Origin of the sequence: Lactobacillus sp. W8172 (genome assembly GCF_016102055.1) — a bacterium.
Taxonomy (GTDB): domain Bacteria; phylum Bacillota; class Bacilli; order Lactobacillales; family Lactobacillaceae; genus Lactobacillus; species Lactobacillus apis_A.
Map to the genome: position 1 here is coordinate 5766 of NZ_JACFPG010000005.1, position 17375 is coordinate 23140.

The window sequence follows — 17375 nt, forward strand, 5'->3', positions numbered from 1 at the left end:
GCAGCAGAATCAAGCGAATTAAAGGCCGAGAATACAAATAGCAATTCAACCAAAGCAAACGACTTAGAGTTGGTTGAAACGGATATTAAAGCAGCAGAATCAAGCGAATTAAAGGCCGAGAATACAAATAGCAATTCAACCAAAGCAAACGATTTAGAGTTGGTTGAAACGGATATTAAAGCAGCAGAATCAAACGAATTAAAGTCTGAGGATACAGACAGCATTTTACCAAAATCGGATGATTTTGAGTCTAACTACTCAGATAGTGGATCACTGGAATTAAATAGCCATGAACTTACAAGTGCAAAAAATTCTGATTCCAGGAACTTAGAATTTTTAGGAAATACCGCAAAGGCTTTTGTAGATAAAGAAACTCTAGATACTTCTAAAGCAATTGAAAGAGAGATTATGCATGATTCATACTTCTACAACGGAGAAGGCAAGCGCGCAAACTTGATGGTTGCTCAAAAAGGATCAGTATTCAGTACTTATGGAACAGAAATAATTGGTGGACGCGAGTTCTATTTGATTGATAACGGTTTATATATTGCTGCTAATAATGTTAATGCTCAAAAACGAATCTTATTGAAGAACTCATTTGTTTATAACAAAGAGGGGAAACGTATAGGCAGTCAATTACTTAAAAGAAACACGGAAGTTGATACTTATGGAGATCCAGTTAGGTTTGATGACAAAGAATTTTATACTATCGATGTGAATCGCTATGTTAAGGCTGTTAACTTTGGCACAACTAACAAAGAGGTAAATGAAACATTAGCTGACGGTGTTGTTGCAAATGCAGTGTTGAACCATAGTGCTAGACTTTATAACAGTGAAGGGCAACAAAAAGATCAAGTTGTTTTATCAGTTGGATCGCGAGTGGCAACAGGTGAAACTCGGAATATTAATGGTCGTATGTTCATTGAAATTGGTGATAATCAATATCTTGATAGTGATGAGCTAACGGGGACATCTCGAGTATTGACTACCAAGGCAGATGTTTACAATAATACAGGTAAGCGTATTGGTAAGGTGACTATTAGTGTTGGTGATAACATTCGCACTTATGGTGAGGTTACTATAATCCAAGGGAAAGCTTACTACTCGGTTGGTAATGGACAATTTGTAAAGCAAACAGCTTTTGAATAAAGCACTAAAATTAGTCATAAGATAGAGTTCTTTTAGCGGCAATTTTTATGAAAACAAGTGTAAGAATACTTTACATCAAAGCCAATTTACAGCTATAATCAATATTTTTTTCGTACCAAATAAAAAAGGAGCTTTTTTGAGCTCTTTTTTTTTGTTACTAATTAAAGGGATAAAGACTTTATACTTGGTTTAGAGTTAGTTCACCGTGGTCATAACGATTTCGCGTTTGTGAATACTCAAAGGGAATACCATTAGTCAAATAACAAACTTGTTCAACTTCAAAAACCGGATCAGTTTTGCTGCACTTTAAATATAGCTGATCATAAGCATCTGGTTTATCAGCACGAAGAATTCTATTGGCCTTGCCAACTTTTAAGTGAAGCGTATTTTCAATATATCCATAAACTGACTTCCTAAGAACTTCTTCAGTAATACCTGGAATAACCTTTACAGGCATCACTGTATATTCAAGACGTACCGGAAAATCACTTAACAAGCGTTGTCTAATAATGTCATATACTAAATCACTGCGACTAATTTTTAAAAGAGCAACTTCTTTATCAGTTGGTTCGCGGAGGTCAAATGACACAATGTGATTGGTTAATAGAGCCGTGTTCTTGATTCGTTCGGTAAAGCCGACGTGCTCATTAGCATTATCCTTTTTGGCAATTTCAACTTCTTTTTCTGTCAAAATCAGGGTTCCGTGGCCACGAATCGGTTTGACAACGTTTTGATAGCTCAGAAAGCGAATGGCTTTTACAATTGTAACTTTACTAGTTGCATAATCTGTTGCTAGCTGGTCGATATGAGGCAGCTCTTTTTGATACTTATGCATTAGAATATCTTCTTCAATTTTGTTAGCAATTTTTATGTATTTAGGTCTTGTGATCATCATGCACCTCCAATTGTAAGTAAACTATTTACTTTACTTACAGCTTGCCAATCATTTACTTAAAAAGCAAGATGAAATATGATTATTTTTGAAAGCGCTTTTAATAAATAGAAAGAAGTTATGATAATGACAAAATTTTTCTGGGGCAATTCCAGTTCAAGTATGCAAACAGAAGGCGGGTGGAACGAAGGCGGTAAAAGCCTATCTGTTTATGATGTTCGTAAGTCTGGCCCGCATATTAGTGACTGGCACTTTGCAAATGATAATTACCATCATTTTGATGAAGACTTTGATTACATGAAAGATCTTGGAATGAATATGTATCGGTTCCAGATATCTTGGTCACGCGTCATCAAGGATGGCGACGGTGAAGTTAATGAGGAAGGACTTAAATATTATGACAAGCTGGTAGATGGTCTACTAGCACGTAATATTGAACCAATGTTATGTCTTTATCATTTTGATATGCCTTTACACTTAGCAGAAGATTACAACGGTTTTATTAGTAAAAAAGTGTGTGAAGACTTTATTCGCTATAGCAAGATCGTGATCGATCACTTTGCAGATCGAGTTAAGTACTGGATTACTTTTAATGAACAAAACTTGTATCACACTTCGGGTGTATTTCAAATTGCTGGTTATTTAAAAGGTGATAAGACTTTAACCGATATTTATCAAATTGCTCATAATGTTATGTACTGTCATGCGGCGGTTGCTAATTATTTACATAATCAAACAGATGCAAAAATTGGTGGGATGCTAGCTTACAACCAAGTTTATGGTGCAACTGCAAATCCTGCTGATGTCTTTGCGGCACATCAAATAGACGAATTCCTGAACTTTGATTTACTAGATGCGTTTAGCTACGGTAAGTACTCAGATGCAGTAATTAATTTTGTTAAACAGAATAAGTTAGAACTTGAAGTTAATGACAGAGAAATGGCAGAAATTTCACGCCTTAAGAGTGATTTCCTGAGTTTTAGTTACTATGCTTCCAGTACGATTGATGCAAGTAAGATACCTGCTGGCACAGCACCAAATCTCTACCAGGATTATGGCAAAAAGGATAATCCTTATCTCAAAACGACCGAGTGGGGTTGGCAAATTGATCCCTTAGGTTTCCGTGATGTTTTAAACAAGATCTATCTACGCTACCACTTACCTGTATTTCCAATTGAAAATGGGATTGGTGTGCGTGAGAAGTGGGATGGAGAACATCCTATTAACGATGACTACCGAATTGAATATCACCGTAATCATATTAAAGCAATGAAAGCAGCGATTGAAGAAGATGGAGTGGAAGCTATCGGCTACCTTGGCTGGGGACTAATTGATATTTTGAGTTCGCAAGGTGATATGGAGAAACGCTATGGCGTGGTTTATGTTAACCGAACGAATCATGACTTGCGCGATATGAAGCGCGTACCTAAGAAAAGCTATTATTGGCTCCAAAAAGTAATTAAGTCTAACGGACAAGACTTATCTTAAACATGTGAGGTGTTAAATATGAATGACGTTAGTAATACACAAGCTCATCCAAAACTGCAACGGTTTTTGGATAAGTTTACGGACATATCTGTAAAAATTGGAAATCAAGTTCATTTGCGTTCTTTGCGAGATGCCTTTGCCACACTGATGCCGATGTTTATCTTGGCCGGGGTAGCAGTGTTTTTTAACAACGTATTATTTACTTGGGTGCTCAAGGGCGACATGTTAGCAAAGTTTCAAGTATTTGGAACATCCTTAACCAACGGAACGCTAAACGTTGCAAGTATCCTAATTGCGCCAATGATTGCATATTATTTGGCTAAAAATAAGTCTTATGATAGTCCAATTTCAGCAGCGGCAATTGCTCTTTCCGCAGTTTTTATCATGTTGGCTATCCACGTTAGCGTGACTCCAGATGGAGCAAAAAAGGCAGTAGAAGTTACAGGAGCAGTGCTATATTCTCAAGTTGGTACCACGGGGATGTTTGCAGGCATTATTATCGGTTTATTGGCAACTGAAATATACTTAAGACTTTCAAAAGTTAAAGCTTTAAAGATTAACTTAGGGGATCAAGTTCCACCTGCCGTAGGTCAGAGTTTTTCTGTTTTACTACCATCCTTATTAACGCTGGGATTATTTGGTGTATTTGCAGCAGTATTGGCATACTTCAATGCTGACTTGGTATCACTTATTTCACGGTTAATTCAAGAGCCATTGCGTTCAGTTAATACGTCACTGCCAGGATTCCTGCTAATCTACTCAACCGGTAATTTCTTATATACATTAGGAATTCACCAAACTGTAATTAATGGCTCCTTACTTGATCCGTTGAACTTGGTTAATATGAATGAAAATATGGCTGCTGTTCAAGCGGGTAAACAAGCTACACACATTATTAACACAGACTTTGTAACGGTTTATTCACAAATGGGTGGAACAGGTTTAACAATCGCTCTAATTATTGCCGTTTTGCTAGTTTCACACTATAAACCATATAAGGATGTAGTTAAATTGGCAGTTATCCCAGGAATTTTTGAAATCAATGAACCAATTATCTTTGGTTTCCCAATTGTCTTTAACATTCCAATGATTATTCCATTTGTTTTGAGCCCTGTTATTGGCTCGTTAATCGGCTACTTTGCAACTGCAATTGGTTTTGTAAAACCTTTGGCATACTTAGTTCCTTGGACTACACCACCAATTTTAAGTGGTTTGTTGGCCAGTGGGGGAGACTGGAAAGTAGTGCTAGTTCAAATCGTTATTTTAGTGGTCTGTACCTTGTTCTATATTCCATTTATCAAGATTTCAGAACGTGTTGCTTTGAAGCAGGCTGAGCTAAATAATCAGTAAATTGTCTCTAGCACTTACCGAAAGAAACTAATTTCTTCCTTGTTACATAACAGAAAAAGGTTAATTATTAGAATTCTCAATGTTACAATAGTAAATGATATTTTTAGAACTAGTGAGGATAATTAACCAATGAAGAAGGGCGTAAAGCTACTTACAATTTCTGCAGCCATCGCACTGTTTTCAGTTGCAACTGGTAAAATCGCAACATCAGTTGTTGACGCATCGACCAGCGAGGAGAGTAAACAAGAGGCAAAGACTGATGAAAAGGCGTCAATCCGATTAGCTAAAGCAGGTTATGTTTTTAGATTAAATCAGGATGCCACTATTTCCCTAAAAGCACATCAAGCAGCGCACCTACCCAAAGCAGAAGTAGAGAAGTTGGTTAATGATCAAGTCCTCTTTAAGGTCGATCAGGTTAGTTCATTGAGAAATGGCGTACAGGTTCATATTGTTGATCAGACTGGTCAAGCAAAAGGTTGGGTTAACATTGTTAGTGACTTATCCAATGTTAATGCTCAAAAAAGAGCCTTAAAAAGTTAATTAAGGCCGAGCTGAAAGTGATGGATTATTGCGATATTATGCAAATGAAGTCAGCTAAGAAGCAACTCAAAAAGGTAACTAAACTAGCAGACCAAGTAAAAGATCCGGAAGAGCGAGCAATTGCTAAAACCTCCGTTAAAGAATTGAAAAAATGGATGGGTCAACTTGAATACAAGGATATTCCAGCACTACTAATTGGACTATATCCTAGATACTAGTTCTGTTAATGCGGGACTTAATAGGTAAATTAGGAACTGATTTTTAGTTAACAAATTTTGAGAGCGTACTAATAGAAGTCGACAGAAAAAGAAACGTGTATTCTTTTTTAGATGTACTCGTGAATGCTTTTCTTTTTACTGATATACTATACATAGCAATTGAACGCAAACGGCTTTGTTAGTAGATTGCTATACATACATTTTTCTTATAGCTTTCAATACCGCTATGATAATCATGATGTTTCAAAAATTTATGTACTCAAATTGCTACCTCGAATGAAGAACTAGTTTTGAGCTGATTTATGGAAAATCTCTCCTCCGTCGCCTCAAAATGTCTTTTGATTTTTCGCTGTATAATTCCACCTTGCAATTTAAACCGGTATTGAGAGAGTACGCTGTAAAAAGATAGGATACTTTATGTCCTATCTTTTTATTTACCAATTTTTTGATTGAGAAGTTAATTTGGTCAATGTGATTTAAAAAGTAGTTTAAAGATCTCTGTGAATTGAAAATGCAATGAGAGACTGCATTATTTATTACATTCAGAAAAGAATCAAAATAAAAGGACTAACTCCGATTTAATATCGGAAATTAGTCCTTAATTAACAGTTAATAGCCATAAATGCAGGTTTACGTCATAATGAAGTGATTGCTCTTTTATATTTAGTGTAGAAAAGTATTGAAAAATCAATGTTTTGACGCCAAGCGCTGAGTTAATCCAAGGGCTTAACTCTCACATTGATCTTTCAAATCAATTATTTCATCAGACAGGTCAGCAGTCTGTTTTGCAGGTGATGTGTTACTAAGATAACTGATTTATCTTTTTGCGTTAAGATTAATTTTTCTAAAGAATTGCTAGTAGATTTATTCAGTGATGAAGATGCTTCATCAAATAAGTAAACTAGTGTGTCCCGCAAAAGTGCCCAGGCATCTGTAATTTTTGCTTTTGGCCACCAGACAAGTTCGTTCCATAGTTGGTTAATAAAGCGTTTGACCCATCAGGCAAATGTTCGATTGTTTCATCAAAACCACACGCACTTATTACTTGCTTTAATCTACTTTTTGGTTTGATTAACATTAATCAAGTAACCAAAAATGGCACGCATTACATAGGCTAAGGCCATAGTTATAATCCAGATTAAAAATTGCTGTGCATGTAGCTTAAGTTATTTGAATTAAAGCATTGGCACTAGCGATTTCCACCAGAGTTGAAAATCCAGCATTAATGACTGTTAAGGCAATTACCAAACTAAATTGCCACTTTGTTTAAAATATTTGAATAGCGTTATATCTCCTAAAACTTATTTATAAATAGGAACTAAAATAGTATTTCTAATAGTTAAAAATGGCATTATTAGTTCAATAGCTTTTTTAATATTAGCTTTAAAATATTTGCTTTATTTAGAAGAGATTATGCAGTTGAGACTAGGGTATGGCGCCTTTTTTAAGTGTCATAGTGCAAAATAGTATTAGCGTTTAGCAATTGAAAAAAGGGTTGTATTCCGCTATTAATCTAGTACTTAAAAGATAGGATATTTTACGTCCTATTTTTAATTTGCAAAATTTTAACTATAAAGTTAATTCATTAAAAAATGTTTAAATAAAACAGGTTTTATGAGTAGTTTTGTTAAACTTTAATTATTAGTTTGAAATTTTGTTTGTATTTAAGGAGACCACATATGCTGACAATTAACAATCTATCAATTAAAACACGCCAACCAATTTTGCATGACTTTACTTATCAGTTTAAGCCAGGACAGTTTTATCAAATTGCTGCGGAAAATGGTTCGGGAAAAACAAGCTTTCTTCGTGCAATCACAAATTTAATTCCAATTTCGGCAGGAACTATTTTGTTAGATGGAGAGCCATATGCAAAGAAAAAGCAAAACTTCTTTTTCTTTGAAAGTAATGATTGGTTTAATGATAACCTCAACAGCTTGGATTATCTTAATTTTGTTAAAAAGCTATGGCACTCGAATGCAGACCTTGATCGAGAGATGACCTTTTTGGGTGTTAATGAATTTGCCAAGGTTCCAATCAAGAAATACTCCTTAGGGATGAAACAAAAGTTAATTGTAGCAATGTACTTCACAAGTGATGCTGATTACTATCTAATGGATGAAATAACTAATGGCTTGGATGAAGAAAGTCGTAATAAATTATATCAGCGACTAAATGATGAGATTACAAATAGGAATAAGTGTATTATTTTAACTTCGCATTATAGCAGTGAAGTTAAAGTTAATAATCTTCATCGGCTTGTTCTAGAAAAACAAATGATGCATGAGGTATAGACATGGGTACTTATTTTTCTTTACAACGCAAAAAAATCACTAAATCTAAGTTGACAGTAATCTCTGTAGTCATACTGCTCATCTTTTCGCTTACTGTACTTTACTTCAATTCTAAAGCTCTGAATAGTAACAATTTTTCCATTAAAGGCCAGCTACAAGGTAATATTATATTGCAGAAAAAAATCGTTGCAGAAAGCAAGCGAAAACTCAGCGAGCTTAAACCTACGGATCACAGATATCAATCAACTAAGAAAGATTTGAAGAAAGTCGAGACTTCGTTGGCCAAAAAACAAAAATTGCTAGAGGATATCAACAATAATCATTGGGTGCCCGTATATGAAGAACAAATAAGGGCAACAAAAGAGTTGAAAAAAATAATTCTGAAAGTAATTCGAAGAACTTTGTGAATGGCATTGAGCTGCGCTTTAAATATTTAAAAGCGCATCCGATGCCTTATGAAAGTGATACACCTGTTTCAGGTATTCAAATTTTGCTAAACCTAAATGAAACATATTGGCCGATTTTATTAACTTTAGTCATGATTTTTATTTTGACCTATCTATATACTGGTTCATATCGCAATGGAAAAGACATTACGATGGTTTTGCCGATAGGTAGAATCCAGAGTATTTTAACTAACGCAAGTATTGGCTGGATATGTGGAATTGTAATTTTGTTAGGGATGAGTTTATTAATTTTTGCCTGTGCATCCTTGTTTTTTGGTACAGGTAATATTGCTTATCCATACATTATCCATCAGGTAGTAAACGGAAAATTTGCCTTGGGAATTGTTCCAGTAAGTCAAATTGTACCCAACGCATTGATTTTACAAATTTTTGCAATTCTATTTATTGCACTTTTTACGCAACTTATTGCTAAAATTTTCCGTAATCAATTACCGTCATTGCTGCTAACAATTTTATTGTTAATTGGTGGCTCCTTAATAACGATAGTGATACAGCCGTTAAACGCGATTGCTCAATGGCTTCCAAGCACTTATCTAAATCCACTTAAGACAGTTTCTGGTACTTTGGCATATGAGTTAGAGAATGTACAGGTTAATTTTGGAAACGGGATGCTTACATTGATTATTAGTTCCTGTTTTCTAATCGTATTACTGATTTTGGTCGATTATATTCAAACTAAGAATGAGTCAAAGAGGTAAATGAATGAGTACGTATTTAACTTTTCAATTAAAAAAAGTCTTTAAAAATATCCTAACTCCCATTTCACTTCTATTAGTTGTTGGTGCTTTAGCAGTCGTTTTGGTAATGAACAAGCGAACTGAATCTGATTTTAGACTCGAGCAAATAGCAAAAACTAGTATTGAATACTCTGAAAAAGAGATTGTTAAAGCAAAAAAGACACTGTTAACTTTCCCAAAAGATAGTAAAAAAGTTGAGCAGGCTAAATTTTCTTTAGCTGAAAACAAGAGAAGCGAGAAACAAGATAGGAAGGTAATAAAAGCAGTCAAAGCTGAGAATTGGAAAAAAGCATACGAGATATTATGGCAAAAAAGTAAAAGATTTATAGCCGCAGACGAACAAAATATGGTGGGTGCAGAGAAGGAAATGGCTCTTTACGGCTATTTAAAGAATAACCCACTAAAGTATGAAACGCAGGAAATGCCAGTTACTGGTTGGCAAATTTGGATGCAAGTCAATGAAATGTACTTGCCATATCTTTTTGCCATAGTAGCACTCTTTTTGCTCAGCCTACTTTTAACAGATTCTTATCGTCAAAAATTGGCGACAGCTAAATTGTTACCACTCAGCAATTGGCAACGGGCTACAAGTGAAAATTTTGCCGGCTTTTTGTTGATTGCTGGTAGTTTCTCCGTTGCTAACTTATTGCTATTTATTTTTGCATCAGTTTTTTCTGGTACGGGTAATTTGGCTTTTCCGACAATTATTCAGCAGTTTGTTAAGGGAAAAACTGTCATAAAATGTGTTCCAACAGGTGATTTGATCTTACCAATCATTATTTTGCAAATTATGTACATATTTTTTATAGTTGCTTTGACCAGATTATTGGCTTGTATTTTCCGTGATAAAATGCCGACTTTGCTTGTTGCACTACTAGTGGTTCTTGGTATTAACCTTGCGACAATGGTGGCGAATCCTTTAAAACGAATTAGTGCATGGCTACCAATGACCTATCTTAATGCAGTAGAAGTTGTTAATGGTAAATTGGGCTTGCAGTATCAAAACAGCCAGATTAATTTCCAAACAGGTTTGGTAGTTTTGCTTAGTGGCACAGTACTTATGATAACTTTAACGGCAATCATTAGTAGTTTTCAAGAAAAAATCACTTCAGTTTTATTTATTACGAGTATTAACTCATAAATTAGATTGTTCTTTAAGTTTAAAATACAGACTTTTAAAACTCGAATAAAAAATAAATCTTTTTAATATCTCTCGGGCAAATCAACTTAACTCACTGACTAAATGATACAATGTTACAAAAAGATTCGGTTTTTAGTGCTATTATTTAAAATTAGTTTAGCTTACTGAAGATGAGCGAGGTGGTAGTGTGTTATTTTTATTTCAATTTAAGAAAATTGTTAAACATAATCTGAAATCTATTGTTTTTAGTATCCTACTAATTGCCCTATTTATTTTTCTTTATTTGGACTTAAATATCTTAAAAAATAGCAGTTTCATTGAAAATCAAAATAATAGTGTAGTAACTGCTAAAAGTGTAGTGATCTTGGATAGTAATTATCCTGAAGGCAAAGAAGGCGAGCTCCTGATTGATAAGAAGTGGTCGCAAAAAGATAAGCAATCTGTCAAACGCAAAGATCTGATTGCCGATAAAAATAATACTAAACAGTGGACTGAGGTACGTAAGGGTAAGAGACATCGTAACAATAAGCTGGAAATTAGTTATCAAACCACAGAAAAAAGAAATTGGTTAAATCGTGCAAATAATTTTTTAGAGTCACTACCTGATCCAAAAACACCAGGCAAAAAAAATAATGCGCTTGCTGGTATCCAACTATTTTTAGCACTAAATAGCAATTATTGGCTCACTTTCTTTATCCTACTAATTATTTTTATTTTGGCTAAATTCTATACTAGTTCACACCAAAATTGTGATGACTTTGCGCAGGTTTTACCAGTTGGCCAAATAGGAAAATTGCTATCTAACTTGGGTGTAGGGTTATTAGTTATATGCTCTACTTATCTAGTAATTGCCTTCTCATTTTTTGCTAGCTCTATCCTATTTTTTGGTCGAGATAGTTTGAATTATCCGCTAATAATCCACCAAACATGTGATTATAAAGCAACAGTAACCACTGTTCCGGCAGCTAAATTAGTACCAACAACTGTTACTCTTCAACTTTTGAATATTCTAATGTTAGTGATCTTTGTCAATTTGATGGTAAAACTATGCCATAAATTATTAACAACGATTTTAGTTTCAAGTGCAATTATCGCTTTTCTTGTTTTGGCAACCATGTTACTATCTCCTGTTCGTCAAATTGCGCAATGGATTCCAACTACGTATCTTAGATCGTTAAAGATAAATACAGGCTCAATTTCTTATTGTTTAAACAATCTTTCAATTAATTTTGAGCACGGTGTGTTGACCTTAGTAATTAGTTCCTTGCTGATGTTGGGTTTAACCCTTATCGTTGATTATCGAAGCGAGTGTAGAATAAGACAAGCAAATATAAGCAACTAAAAAAGAAACATCATAGTGATGTTTCTTTTTTAGTTTGGTGTTTTTTATAAGCTGTCCTTAATATTGTCAGCCAAGAAGTTATATAGCATACCTTCTTTTAGTGGTTTAGTATCAATGCCTAAAGCATCCGCAATTGCGTAGGCAAAGGCCCAAGCAGTGGCTGGACCACGACTAGTGATGATTTTGTGTTCATTATCGGTTACTGTGATTGTTTCCTTAAAATGACCACTAGGTGCATCCGTTTTTGTTTGCTCATCAAAGCCAGGATAGCAGGTATAATCTGCATCATTTAAAACGCCATAACGCGCTAATGCGATTGGAGCAGCACACATTGCAGCGTCCCATTTTCCTTCATTATGGCGTTTATTCATTAATTCAGCCAATTTGGAACTATCACGAAGGTTCTCCGCACCGGTTTTTCCACCAGGAAAAGCGACGAGATCATAATCTAGCAAACTGTCATCAACCACTTTGTCACAGGTCAATTTGATTTGGTGGTCACCATTGATATCCTTCTTGCTCAGACCGACCATGTCCGTTTGAACACCCAAACGGCGCAAAACATCAACTGTGCTAAGACCTTCAACTTCTTCACATCCGTCAGCAAAAACTACTGCAACTTTACACATTTTAAAAGACCTCCAATCTATTTCTTTTATTATAAACTAGTTTAATTCAAGATAAAAAAGCAAGTCACTGAGTTTAGTTAAATGCAGAGTAGGTCGAGGACTAATTGGCATTTTAACCTTTTTCGGTGCAATCCATAATGATTGCAAGCCAGCGTTTTCTGCTCCTTGAATTTCTTCAACTAAATCTGTGCCGATAACTAGGCAATTATCTGGATCTAATTCTTGCTCTTTTATAATTTGAAACAGGACATTTTTATTTGGCAAAGGATTAGCAAAATCTTCTTTAAAATAGGAAGCAGAAAAATAGTTAAGTAGTTCGCTATCAGATAGGCGAGCTGAGATTAGTTCACGTTCTTCTTTGGCAAGGAGAACTAGATTAACTTGGCTTGTTACTTGATCAAGAAATGGAATAGCATCTTTGACTAACTGCCGCTGACTTTCTAATTTTGTTTTGAAAATTTTTTCGGCTTCTGCAAAATTGTCGGCACAAAAATTTTGCAAAGTTACTGCGATGCGCTCACTAAACCCCATCATTTTAACTTGTCCTTGTAAGTTAGAATATTTTAGGCGTTCAGCTGGTCCAAAATCATGACCGAGCTCTTTTAAAGTTTGTCTAAGTGCGACTTGTTCAGCCGTTTTTTCATTTAATAAACTACCTTCAGGAACAAAAATTAACGTTTGATATTTAGTCACTTGAAATTACCCTCTTAATTTACTCTTAACTGCATTATAATAGATATTAATGCTAAAAAGGAAGTGAAGTTTTATGCCATCAATTTTAACACTTGTTTTCTTACTAAGCGGAGGAATAGCGGGTGGATTACTGTCCTCAGTTGCATCAATGGCGTCCTTAGCATCATATCCAGTACTGCTTGCAGTGGGAATTCCACCGGTATATGCTAATGTGACAAATGATGCTGCCTTGATTTGGACTGGAATAGGATCGACTATTTCGTCACTCAAGGAACTAAAAGGACATTGGAAACAGGTTGCTTTTTACGGCACCTTTACGGTTATCGGCTCACTAGTCGGGTGTCACTTATTACTAGCTTTTCCTTCAGCTGTTTTTGAAAAGGTTGTACCGTTTTTTATTGCCGGATCAGGAATCATGGTAATTGTATCGGCTAAGCATCATAGCTTGGAACCACACAAAAGACCTTTATGGCAAGAATTGCTTTCTATTGCGGCTCTTTTATTTATGGGCGTTTATACGGGCTATTTTGGTGCTGCAGCTGGCGTGATTGTGATAGTTTTGTTAACCTATGTAACAGATGAAAAATTCATTGTTGTCAATGCAATCAAAAATGTAATTTGTGGGCTGGCAAACTTAGTTGCCCTAATAGTTTTTGCTTTCACTTCGCATATCTATTGGATACAGGCAATTCCACTTGCAATTGGCATGTTTATTGGTGGCTACTTTGGTATGGATATTTTACGTGTTGTTCCTGCTAAATATGTGCGCATTTTCATTGCTGTATTAGCATTTTTACAGGCGGGCTATTTCTTTTATAAAGCATATATGTTATAGTTTACCAACACTATTTGAATGAAGGGAGAATACAAAATGGCAACAGAAGTTTATCTAGTACGTCATGGCGAAACAATGTTTAACCAGTTGGATAAAGTACAGGGATGGTGTGACTCCCCTCTGACAATCAAGGGAATTGATGATCTTAAGTCAACCGCGCAGGCGCTTAGTCAGGTTCACTTTGATAACATGTATTCTTCTGATTTAAAAAGAGCAATTGACACAGTACACTTAATGAAAGATGCCAATCAAGTTTCTGAAATTGGCAAAATCAAAAAACTTCCGGAATTTCGTGAAGTCTTTTTTGGTTCATTTGAAGGCGATGATATCGCTACGACTTGGGAGCAAGTCAGTGAAGCAGCTGGAATTGGACTAGAGGATGATGTTACTAAAATCATCAATCAAGTCGGCATTTATGAGTTCCGTGAAGCAACTAAAAAAGCTGATCCACGTCATTTGGCAGAAAATAAGCATGAACTTGATGAGCGGATGGAGCGAGCTGTATCCGTTCTGGGCGAATTAACTCAAAATGAACAACGTGTGTTAATTGTTTCGCACGGTGATTTTATCAAAACGCTGGCCATCAAATACTGGAATCAAAGTGATGGCCTACATGACATTATTTTTCCTAATAATGGTAGCGTTACAAGGGGGCTACTCCATGATAACGGTCGCTTTGAAATTGTGGATTATAATGTTAATGCAGAAGATATGTAGAGTCCTACTTTAAAGGTAGGACTTTTTGTTAAGTTAAGATAATGAGGTAAATTAATGAAGGATCAAACAACTAAGCGTTATGCATACGTAACGGCACTGAACGTAGTTATTACCGCTGCGGAATTTATTGGTGGATTCGTTTCAGGTTCTTTATCACTGCTTTCAGACGCTGTGCATAACTTGAGCGATGTTGGCGCAATAATTATTTCTTTTGTTGCCCATTTAATCAGTAATCGGCGTAGTAATAAGCAAAAGACTTTTGGCTATGAGCGCGCTGAGACTTTAGCGGCTTTTACAAATGGTGTGGTATTAATTTTAATTAGTATTGTTCTATTCGTAGAAGCAATTGAACGCTTCTGGCAGCCAACACAGATTAGCGGTGGCGTTATGTTAATTGTCTCAATCATTGGCTTAGTTGCTAATATTGTTTCAATGCTTGCAATGCACGAGGATGGCGAAAAGAACCTTAATGTCCGTTCAACCTTTATCCATATGATGAGTGATGCACTTTCGAGTGTAGCTGTCGTTATTGGGGCAATTTTTATTTACTTTTGGAAGATTACTTGGCTTGATCCTTTGATGACACTTCTTGTCTCCGTGTTTGTATTTCATGAAGCATGTAGTTTAACGAAAAAGGCAGCTAACGTTTTGATGGAATCTAATCCAGATATCGATCTTGACGAAGTTAATCGCATCGTTTTATCATTTCCAGAAATAAAAAATATCCATCATTTGCATGTTTGGCGTTACAGTGATCGTTACATTATGCTCGACGCACATGTTAACGTAGACCGAGATCTAACAGCAGGCCGGTTTGAAGAATTGACAGATGAAATAAGTCAAAAACTAGCTGTGTTGGGCATCAATCATACCAATTTTCAGGTTGAGTGCGAACGTGGTAAAAATGATCAGATGATTGCATCAGATCAAGACAAGAGGGGGGCTGAATAATATGTCATTAGAAGTTAATCTGTTTACAGCGGTTATTGTTTTAATTGTTGGCTTATATGATATGGCATATGCCTTTAACAGAAGATATAAATCGAAAAAGGGTGGCTTTGGTCCCTTTATGGTTTTGGGCATTATATTCACTATTTTTGGAATTTATTTACTAATTAGACACTGGATGGGATAAAAATGGTCAAATTGGTGTTGTTGAGGCATGGGGAAAGCACAGCCAACTATGCTAATGTTTATACCGGTTGGAATGATGTTGAACTAACTGAAAAAGGATGCAAACAGGCTGAAAATGCTGGTCAGTTAATTAAGCAAATTCCTAATTTTAATCCAACCCACTTGCATACGTCAGTTTTATTGCGGGCAATTGTTACTGCTAATATCGTCGCAGAAGTATGCGGTTGGCTCTACTTACCAATTACTAAGACCTGGCGTTTGAATGAACGGCACTACGGGAAACTGCGTGGCATAAATAAGGATCAATCACGCGAGATTTTTGGGGATGAACAAATCACTGAATGGCGGCGTGGTTTTTATGCAGTTCCACCAGAAGGTGGTGAAGTCACTGCCGCTTGTTACGCATCGTGTGATCGTCATCGCTTGCCGAAGGCAGAAAGTCTTTATCAGACTCAAAAACGCTTAATGCCTTATTATCATGACCAAATAGCGAGTAGACTGCGGCTAGGTGAGGACCAATTGGTTGTAGCTCATGGCTCAAGTTTGCGCGCTTTAATTAAAAAACTTGAAGAAATTGACGATTATGACATTGTTAAGCTTGAAGTTCCCAATGCGGAGCCAATCATTTATACTTTGGATGATCAATTAAATATCATTAAGAAAGAAATATTACATTAAATTTTCAGCGCTTTTCAGTTAAGTGTAAGTATTCTCCTTGATATATGTTAAAATCTAATACGATACTAAATAGATTTTTTTACATTCTTAGTTTGGAGAATTGGTATGCGTAAAATATTTTTATTACGAGGCGCACCCGGCTCCGGTAAATCTTCATTTATTGCTCGTCATCACTTACAGCCTTATGCGATTAGCCGTGATCAAATAAGGCTATTATTGGCGAATTTGACTTACTATTATGAAGAAGATTCCGATTGCTTACATCAAGTAATTCCGCGATATGCAAATGAGCAAACGGAAAAAATGGTGGATTACCTCGTAGAAGAGAAGATGAAGCGTGGCGAAACCGTAATTGTCGATAGTACCCACATTGTTCAAGAAAGCATCGAGCACTATAAAAAGTGGGTTGAGTGCTATCGCTATGAGTTATTTGTTGTTGACTTAATGCATCATAAGAACTTGCGGGGGTTGCTTAATCGCAACGAGGTTCGCAGGCAATATGACTGGGTCAAGCCAGAAGTAGTTAAAGAGATGTATCTGACCTATCAGGATAATTTACATGTCCCTGAATGGGCACATGTTATTAGTCCGACGCAGATGCCTAAGGCCTTATCACAAAAAGAGAGTAATTTAGATCACTTCTCTCATGTGGTTGCAGTTCCTGATCAGGTCGCCGAGGAAGACTTTCCTCATGTTCACATCTCTAATTTTTATTTTTCATTTAATGATCAATTTACAAAGAAATATGGCACATATCGAAATGTGATTACCATTGGTAAAACAAGAGATGAAATTATTAATGATTTCCGCTTGCCATATTTTGTGTTTAAGTTTCATCACAAGCACTTTTTAATTTCTGCTGTTCCCATTAGAAATGAAATGCTTGATCCGATTAAAAAGAATAAGGGAATCTGGACTTATTCAACTGGCCTAGTTAACTTGGCTGACTTTGTTGAAGAATATCCGGAAAGTGAACCCGAACATGTGCACCAATTTAATTTGAGTAAATTGCGTCATGACAAGTTACTACATATTTGGTAAATAGCAAACGAAAAACGCCACTTTAAAAAA

Annotated in this window: 20 protein-coding genes; 16 read left to right on the forward strand and 4 right to left on the reverse strand. The window is 35.7% G+C overall.

From position 1 onward, the window contains the following. A partial coding sequence (locus H3R21_RS06625) for an SLAP domain-containing protein (RefSeq protein WP_198183937.1) occupies window positions 1-1149 on the forward strand: 1149 nt, incomplete at its 5' end. A 178-nt stretch (window positions 1150-1327) separates the two neighbouring features. Here the strand turns inward: H3R21_RS06625 and H3R21_RS06630 are convergent. Continuing rightward, complete coding sequence (locus tag H3R21_RS06630) at window positions 1328-2044, reverse strand: GntR family transcriptional regulator (RefSeq protein ID WP_228150051.1); 717 nt, start codon at window positions 2042-2044, stop codon at window positions 1328-1330. Window positions 2045-2167: 123 nt separating this feature from the next. Between H3R21_RS06630 and H3R21_RS06635 the strand changes: the two genes are divergently transcribed. The 4 genes from H3R21_RS06635 (at window position 2168) to H3R21_RS06650 (ending at window position 5637) form a co-directional block, all read left to right on the forward strand. Beyond that, on the forward strand, window positions 2168-3529 hold the full coding sequence (locus H3R21_RS06635) for a glycoside hydrolase family 1 protein (protein WP_198183939.1): 1362 nt from the start codon (window positions 2168-2170) through the stop codon (window positions 3527-3529). Between the two features lie 18 nt (window positions 3530-3547). Beyond that, a complete protein-coding gene (locus H3R21_RS06640) occupies window positions 3548-4879 on the forward strand; it encodes a PTS sugar transporter subunit IIC (protein ID WP_074426319.1) in 1332 nt (443 codons plus the stop codon). 129 nt (window positions 4880-5008) lie between these two features. Beyond that, entirely contained in the window at window positions 5009-5419 is a 411-nt protein-coding gene (locus H3R21_RS06645) for a hypothetical protein (protein WP_198183942.1), read from the forward strand. 20 nt (window positions 5420-5439) lie between these two features. After that, complete coding sequence (locus H3R21_RS06650; RefSeq protein WP_198183944.1) at window positions 5440-5637, forward strand: hypothetical protein; 198 nt, start codon at window positions 5440-5442, stop codon at window positions 5635-5637. Between the two features lie 901 nt (window positions 5638-6538). Here the strand turns inward: H3R21_RS06650 and H3R21_RS06655 are convergent. Further along, a complete protein-coding gene (locus H3R21_RS06655) occupies window positions 6539-6715 on the reverse strand; it encodes a hypothetical protein (RefSeq protein WP_198183946.1) in 177 nt (58 codons plus the stop codon). 601 nt (window positions 6716-7316) lie between these two features. Between H3R21_RS06655 and H3R21_RS06660 the strand changes: the two genes are divergently transcribed. The 5 genes from H3R21_RS06660 to H3R21_RS06680 all read left to right on the forward strand — a co-directional run bounded on the left by H3R21_RS06660 (window position 7317) and on the right by H3R21_RS06680 (window position 11618). Further along, window positions 7317-7931 carry an ABC transporter ATP-binding protein gene (locus H3R21_RS06660; protein WP_198183948.1) on the forward strand — a complete coding sequence of 205 codons (615 nt, stop codon included), beginning with the start codon at window positions 7317-7319 and terminating at the stop codon, window positions 7929-7931. Between the two features lie 2 nt (window positions 7932-7933). Then, complete coding sequence (locus H3R21_RS06665; protein WP_198183950.1) at window positions 7934-8338, forward strand: hypothetical protein; 405 nt, start codon at window positions 7934-7936, stop codon at window positions 8336-8338. Beyond that, the gene (locus H3R21_RS06670; protein ID WP_198183951.1) at window positions 8335-9096 is read left to right on the forward strand and encodes a hypothetical protein; all 762 of its coding nucleotides are present in this window, start codon (window positions 8335-8337) and stop codon (window positions 9094-9096) included. The genes H3R21_RS06665 and H3R21_RS06670 overlap by 4 nt, the downstream gene beginning before the upstream one ends. 4 nt (window positions 9097-9100) lie before the next feature. Then, a complete protein-coding gene (locus H3R21_RS06675; RefSeq protein ID WP_198183953.1) occupies window positions 9101-10276 on the forward strand; it encodes a hypothetical protein in 1176 nt (391 codons plus the stop codon). 187 nt (window positions 10277-10463) lie between these two features. Then, entirely contained in the window at window positions 10464-11618 is a 1155-nt protein-coding gene (locus H3R21_RS06680; RefSeq protein WP_198183956.1) for a hypothetical protein, read from the forward strand. Between the two features lie 44 nt (window positions 11619-11662). On the opposite strand, the gene H3R21_RS06685 is transcribed toward H3R21_RS06680, so the two are convergent. Together H3R21_RS06685 and H3R21_RS06690 are read right to left on the reverse strand one after the other, a co-directional pair. Next, window positions 11663-12247, reverse strand: coding sequence for a DJ-1 family glyoxalase III (locus tag H3R21_RS06685; protein WP_198183957.1), 585 nt, complete (start codon window positions 12245-12247; stop codon window positions 11663-11665). Between the two features lie 36 nt (window positions 12248-12283). Continuing rightward, the gene (locus H3R21_RS06690) at window positions 12284-12940 is read right to left on the reverse strand and encodes an HAD family hydrolase (RefSeq protein WP_198183959.1); all 657 of its coding nucleotides are present in this window, start codon (window positions 12938-12940) and stop codon (window positions 12284-12286) included. A gap of 73 nt (window positions 12941-13013) precedes the next feature. On the opposite strand from H3R21_RS06690, the gene H3R21_RS06695 reads away from it, so the two are divergent. The 6 genes from H3R21_RS06695 to H3R21_RS06720 all read left to right on the forward strand — a co-directional run bounded on the left by H3R21_RS06695 (window position 13014) and on the right by H3R21_RS06720 (window position 17345). After that, on the forward strand, window positions 13014-13775 hold the full coding sequence (locus tag H3R21_RS06695; protein WP_198183961.1) for a sulfite exporter TauE/SafE family protein: 762 nt from the start codon (window positions 13014-13016) through the stop codon (window positions 13773-13775). 36 nt (window positions 13776-13811) lie between these two features. Further along, window positions 13812-14492, forward strand: coding sequence for a histidine phosphatase family protein (locus tag H3R21_RS06700; protein WP_198183963.1), 681 nt, complete (start codon window positions 13812-13814; stop codon window positions 14490-14492). A gap of 54 nt (window positions 14493-14546) precedes the next feature. Then, complete coding sequence (locus H3R21_RS06705) at window positions 14547-15443, forward strand: cation diffusion facilitator family transporter (RefSeq protein WP_198183965.1); 897 nt, start codon at window positions 14547-14549, stop codon at window positions 15441-15443. A 1-nt stretch (window position 15444) separates the two neighbouring features. After that, on the forward strand, window positions 15445-15627 hold the full coding sequence (locus H3R21_RS06710; RefSeq protein ID WP_074426305.1) for a DUF308 domain-containing protein: 183 nt from the start codon (window positions 15445-15447) through the stop codon (window positions 15625-15627). A 2-nt stretch (window positions 15628-15629) separates the two neighbouring features. Beyond that, entirely contained in the window at window positions 15630-16304 is a 675-nt protein-coding gene (locus tag H3R21_RS06715) for a 2,3-diphosphoglycerate-dependent phosphoglycerate mutase (RefSeq protein ID WP_198183967.1), read from the forward strand. A gap of 105 nt (window positions 16305-16409) precedes the next feature. Then, complete coding sequence (locus H3R21_RS06720; protein WP_198183969.1) at window positions 16410-17345, forward strand: AAA family ATPase; 936 nt, start codon at window positions 16410-16412, stop codon at window positions 17343-17345. Window positions 17346-17375: the final 30 nt, after the last annotated feature.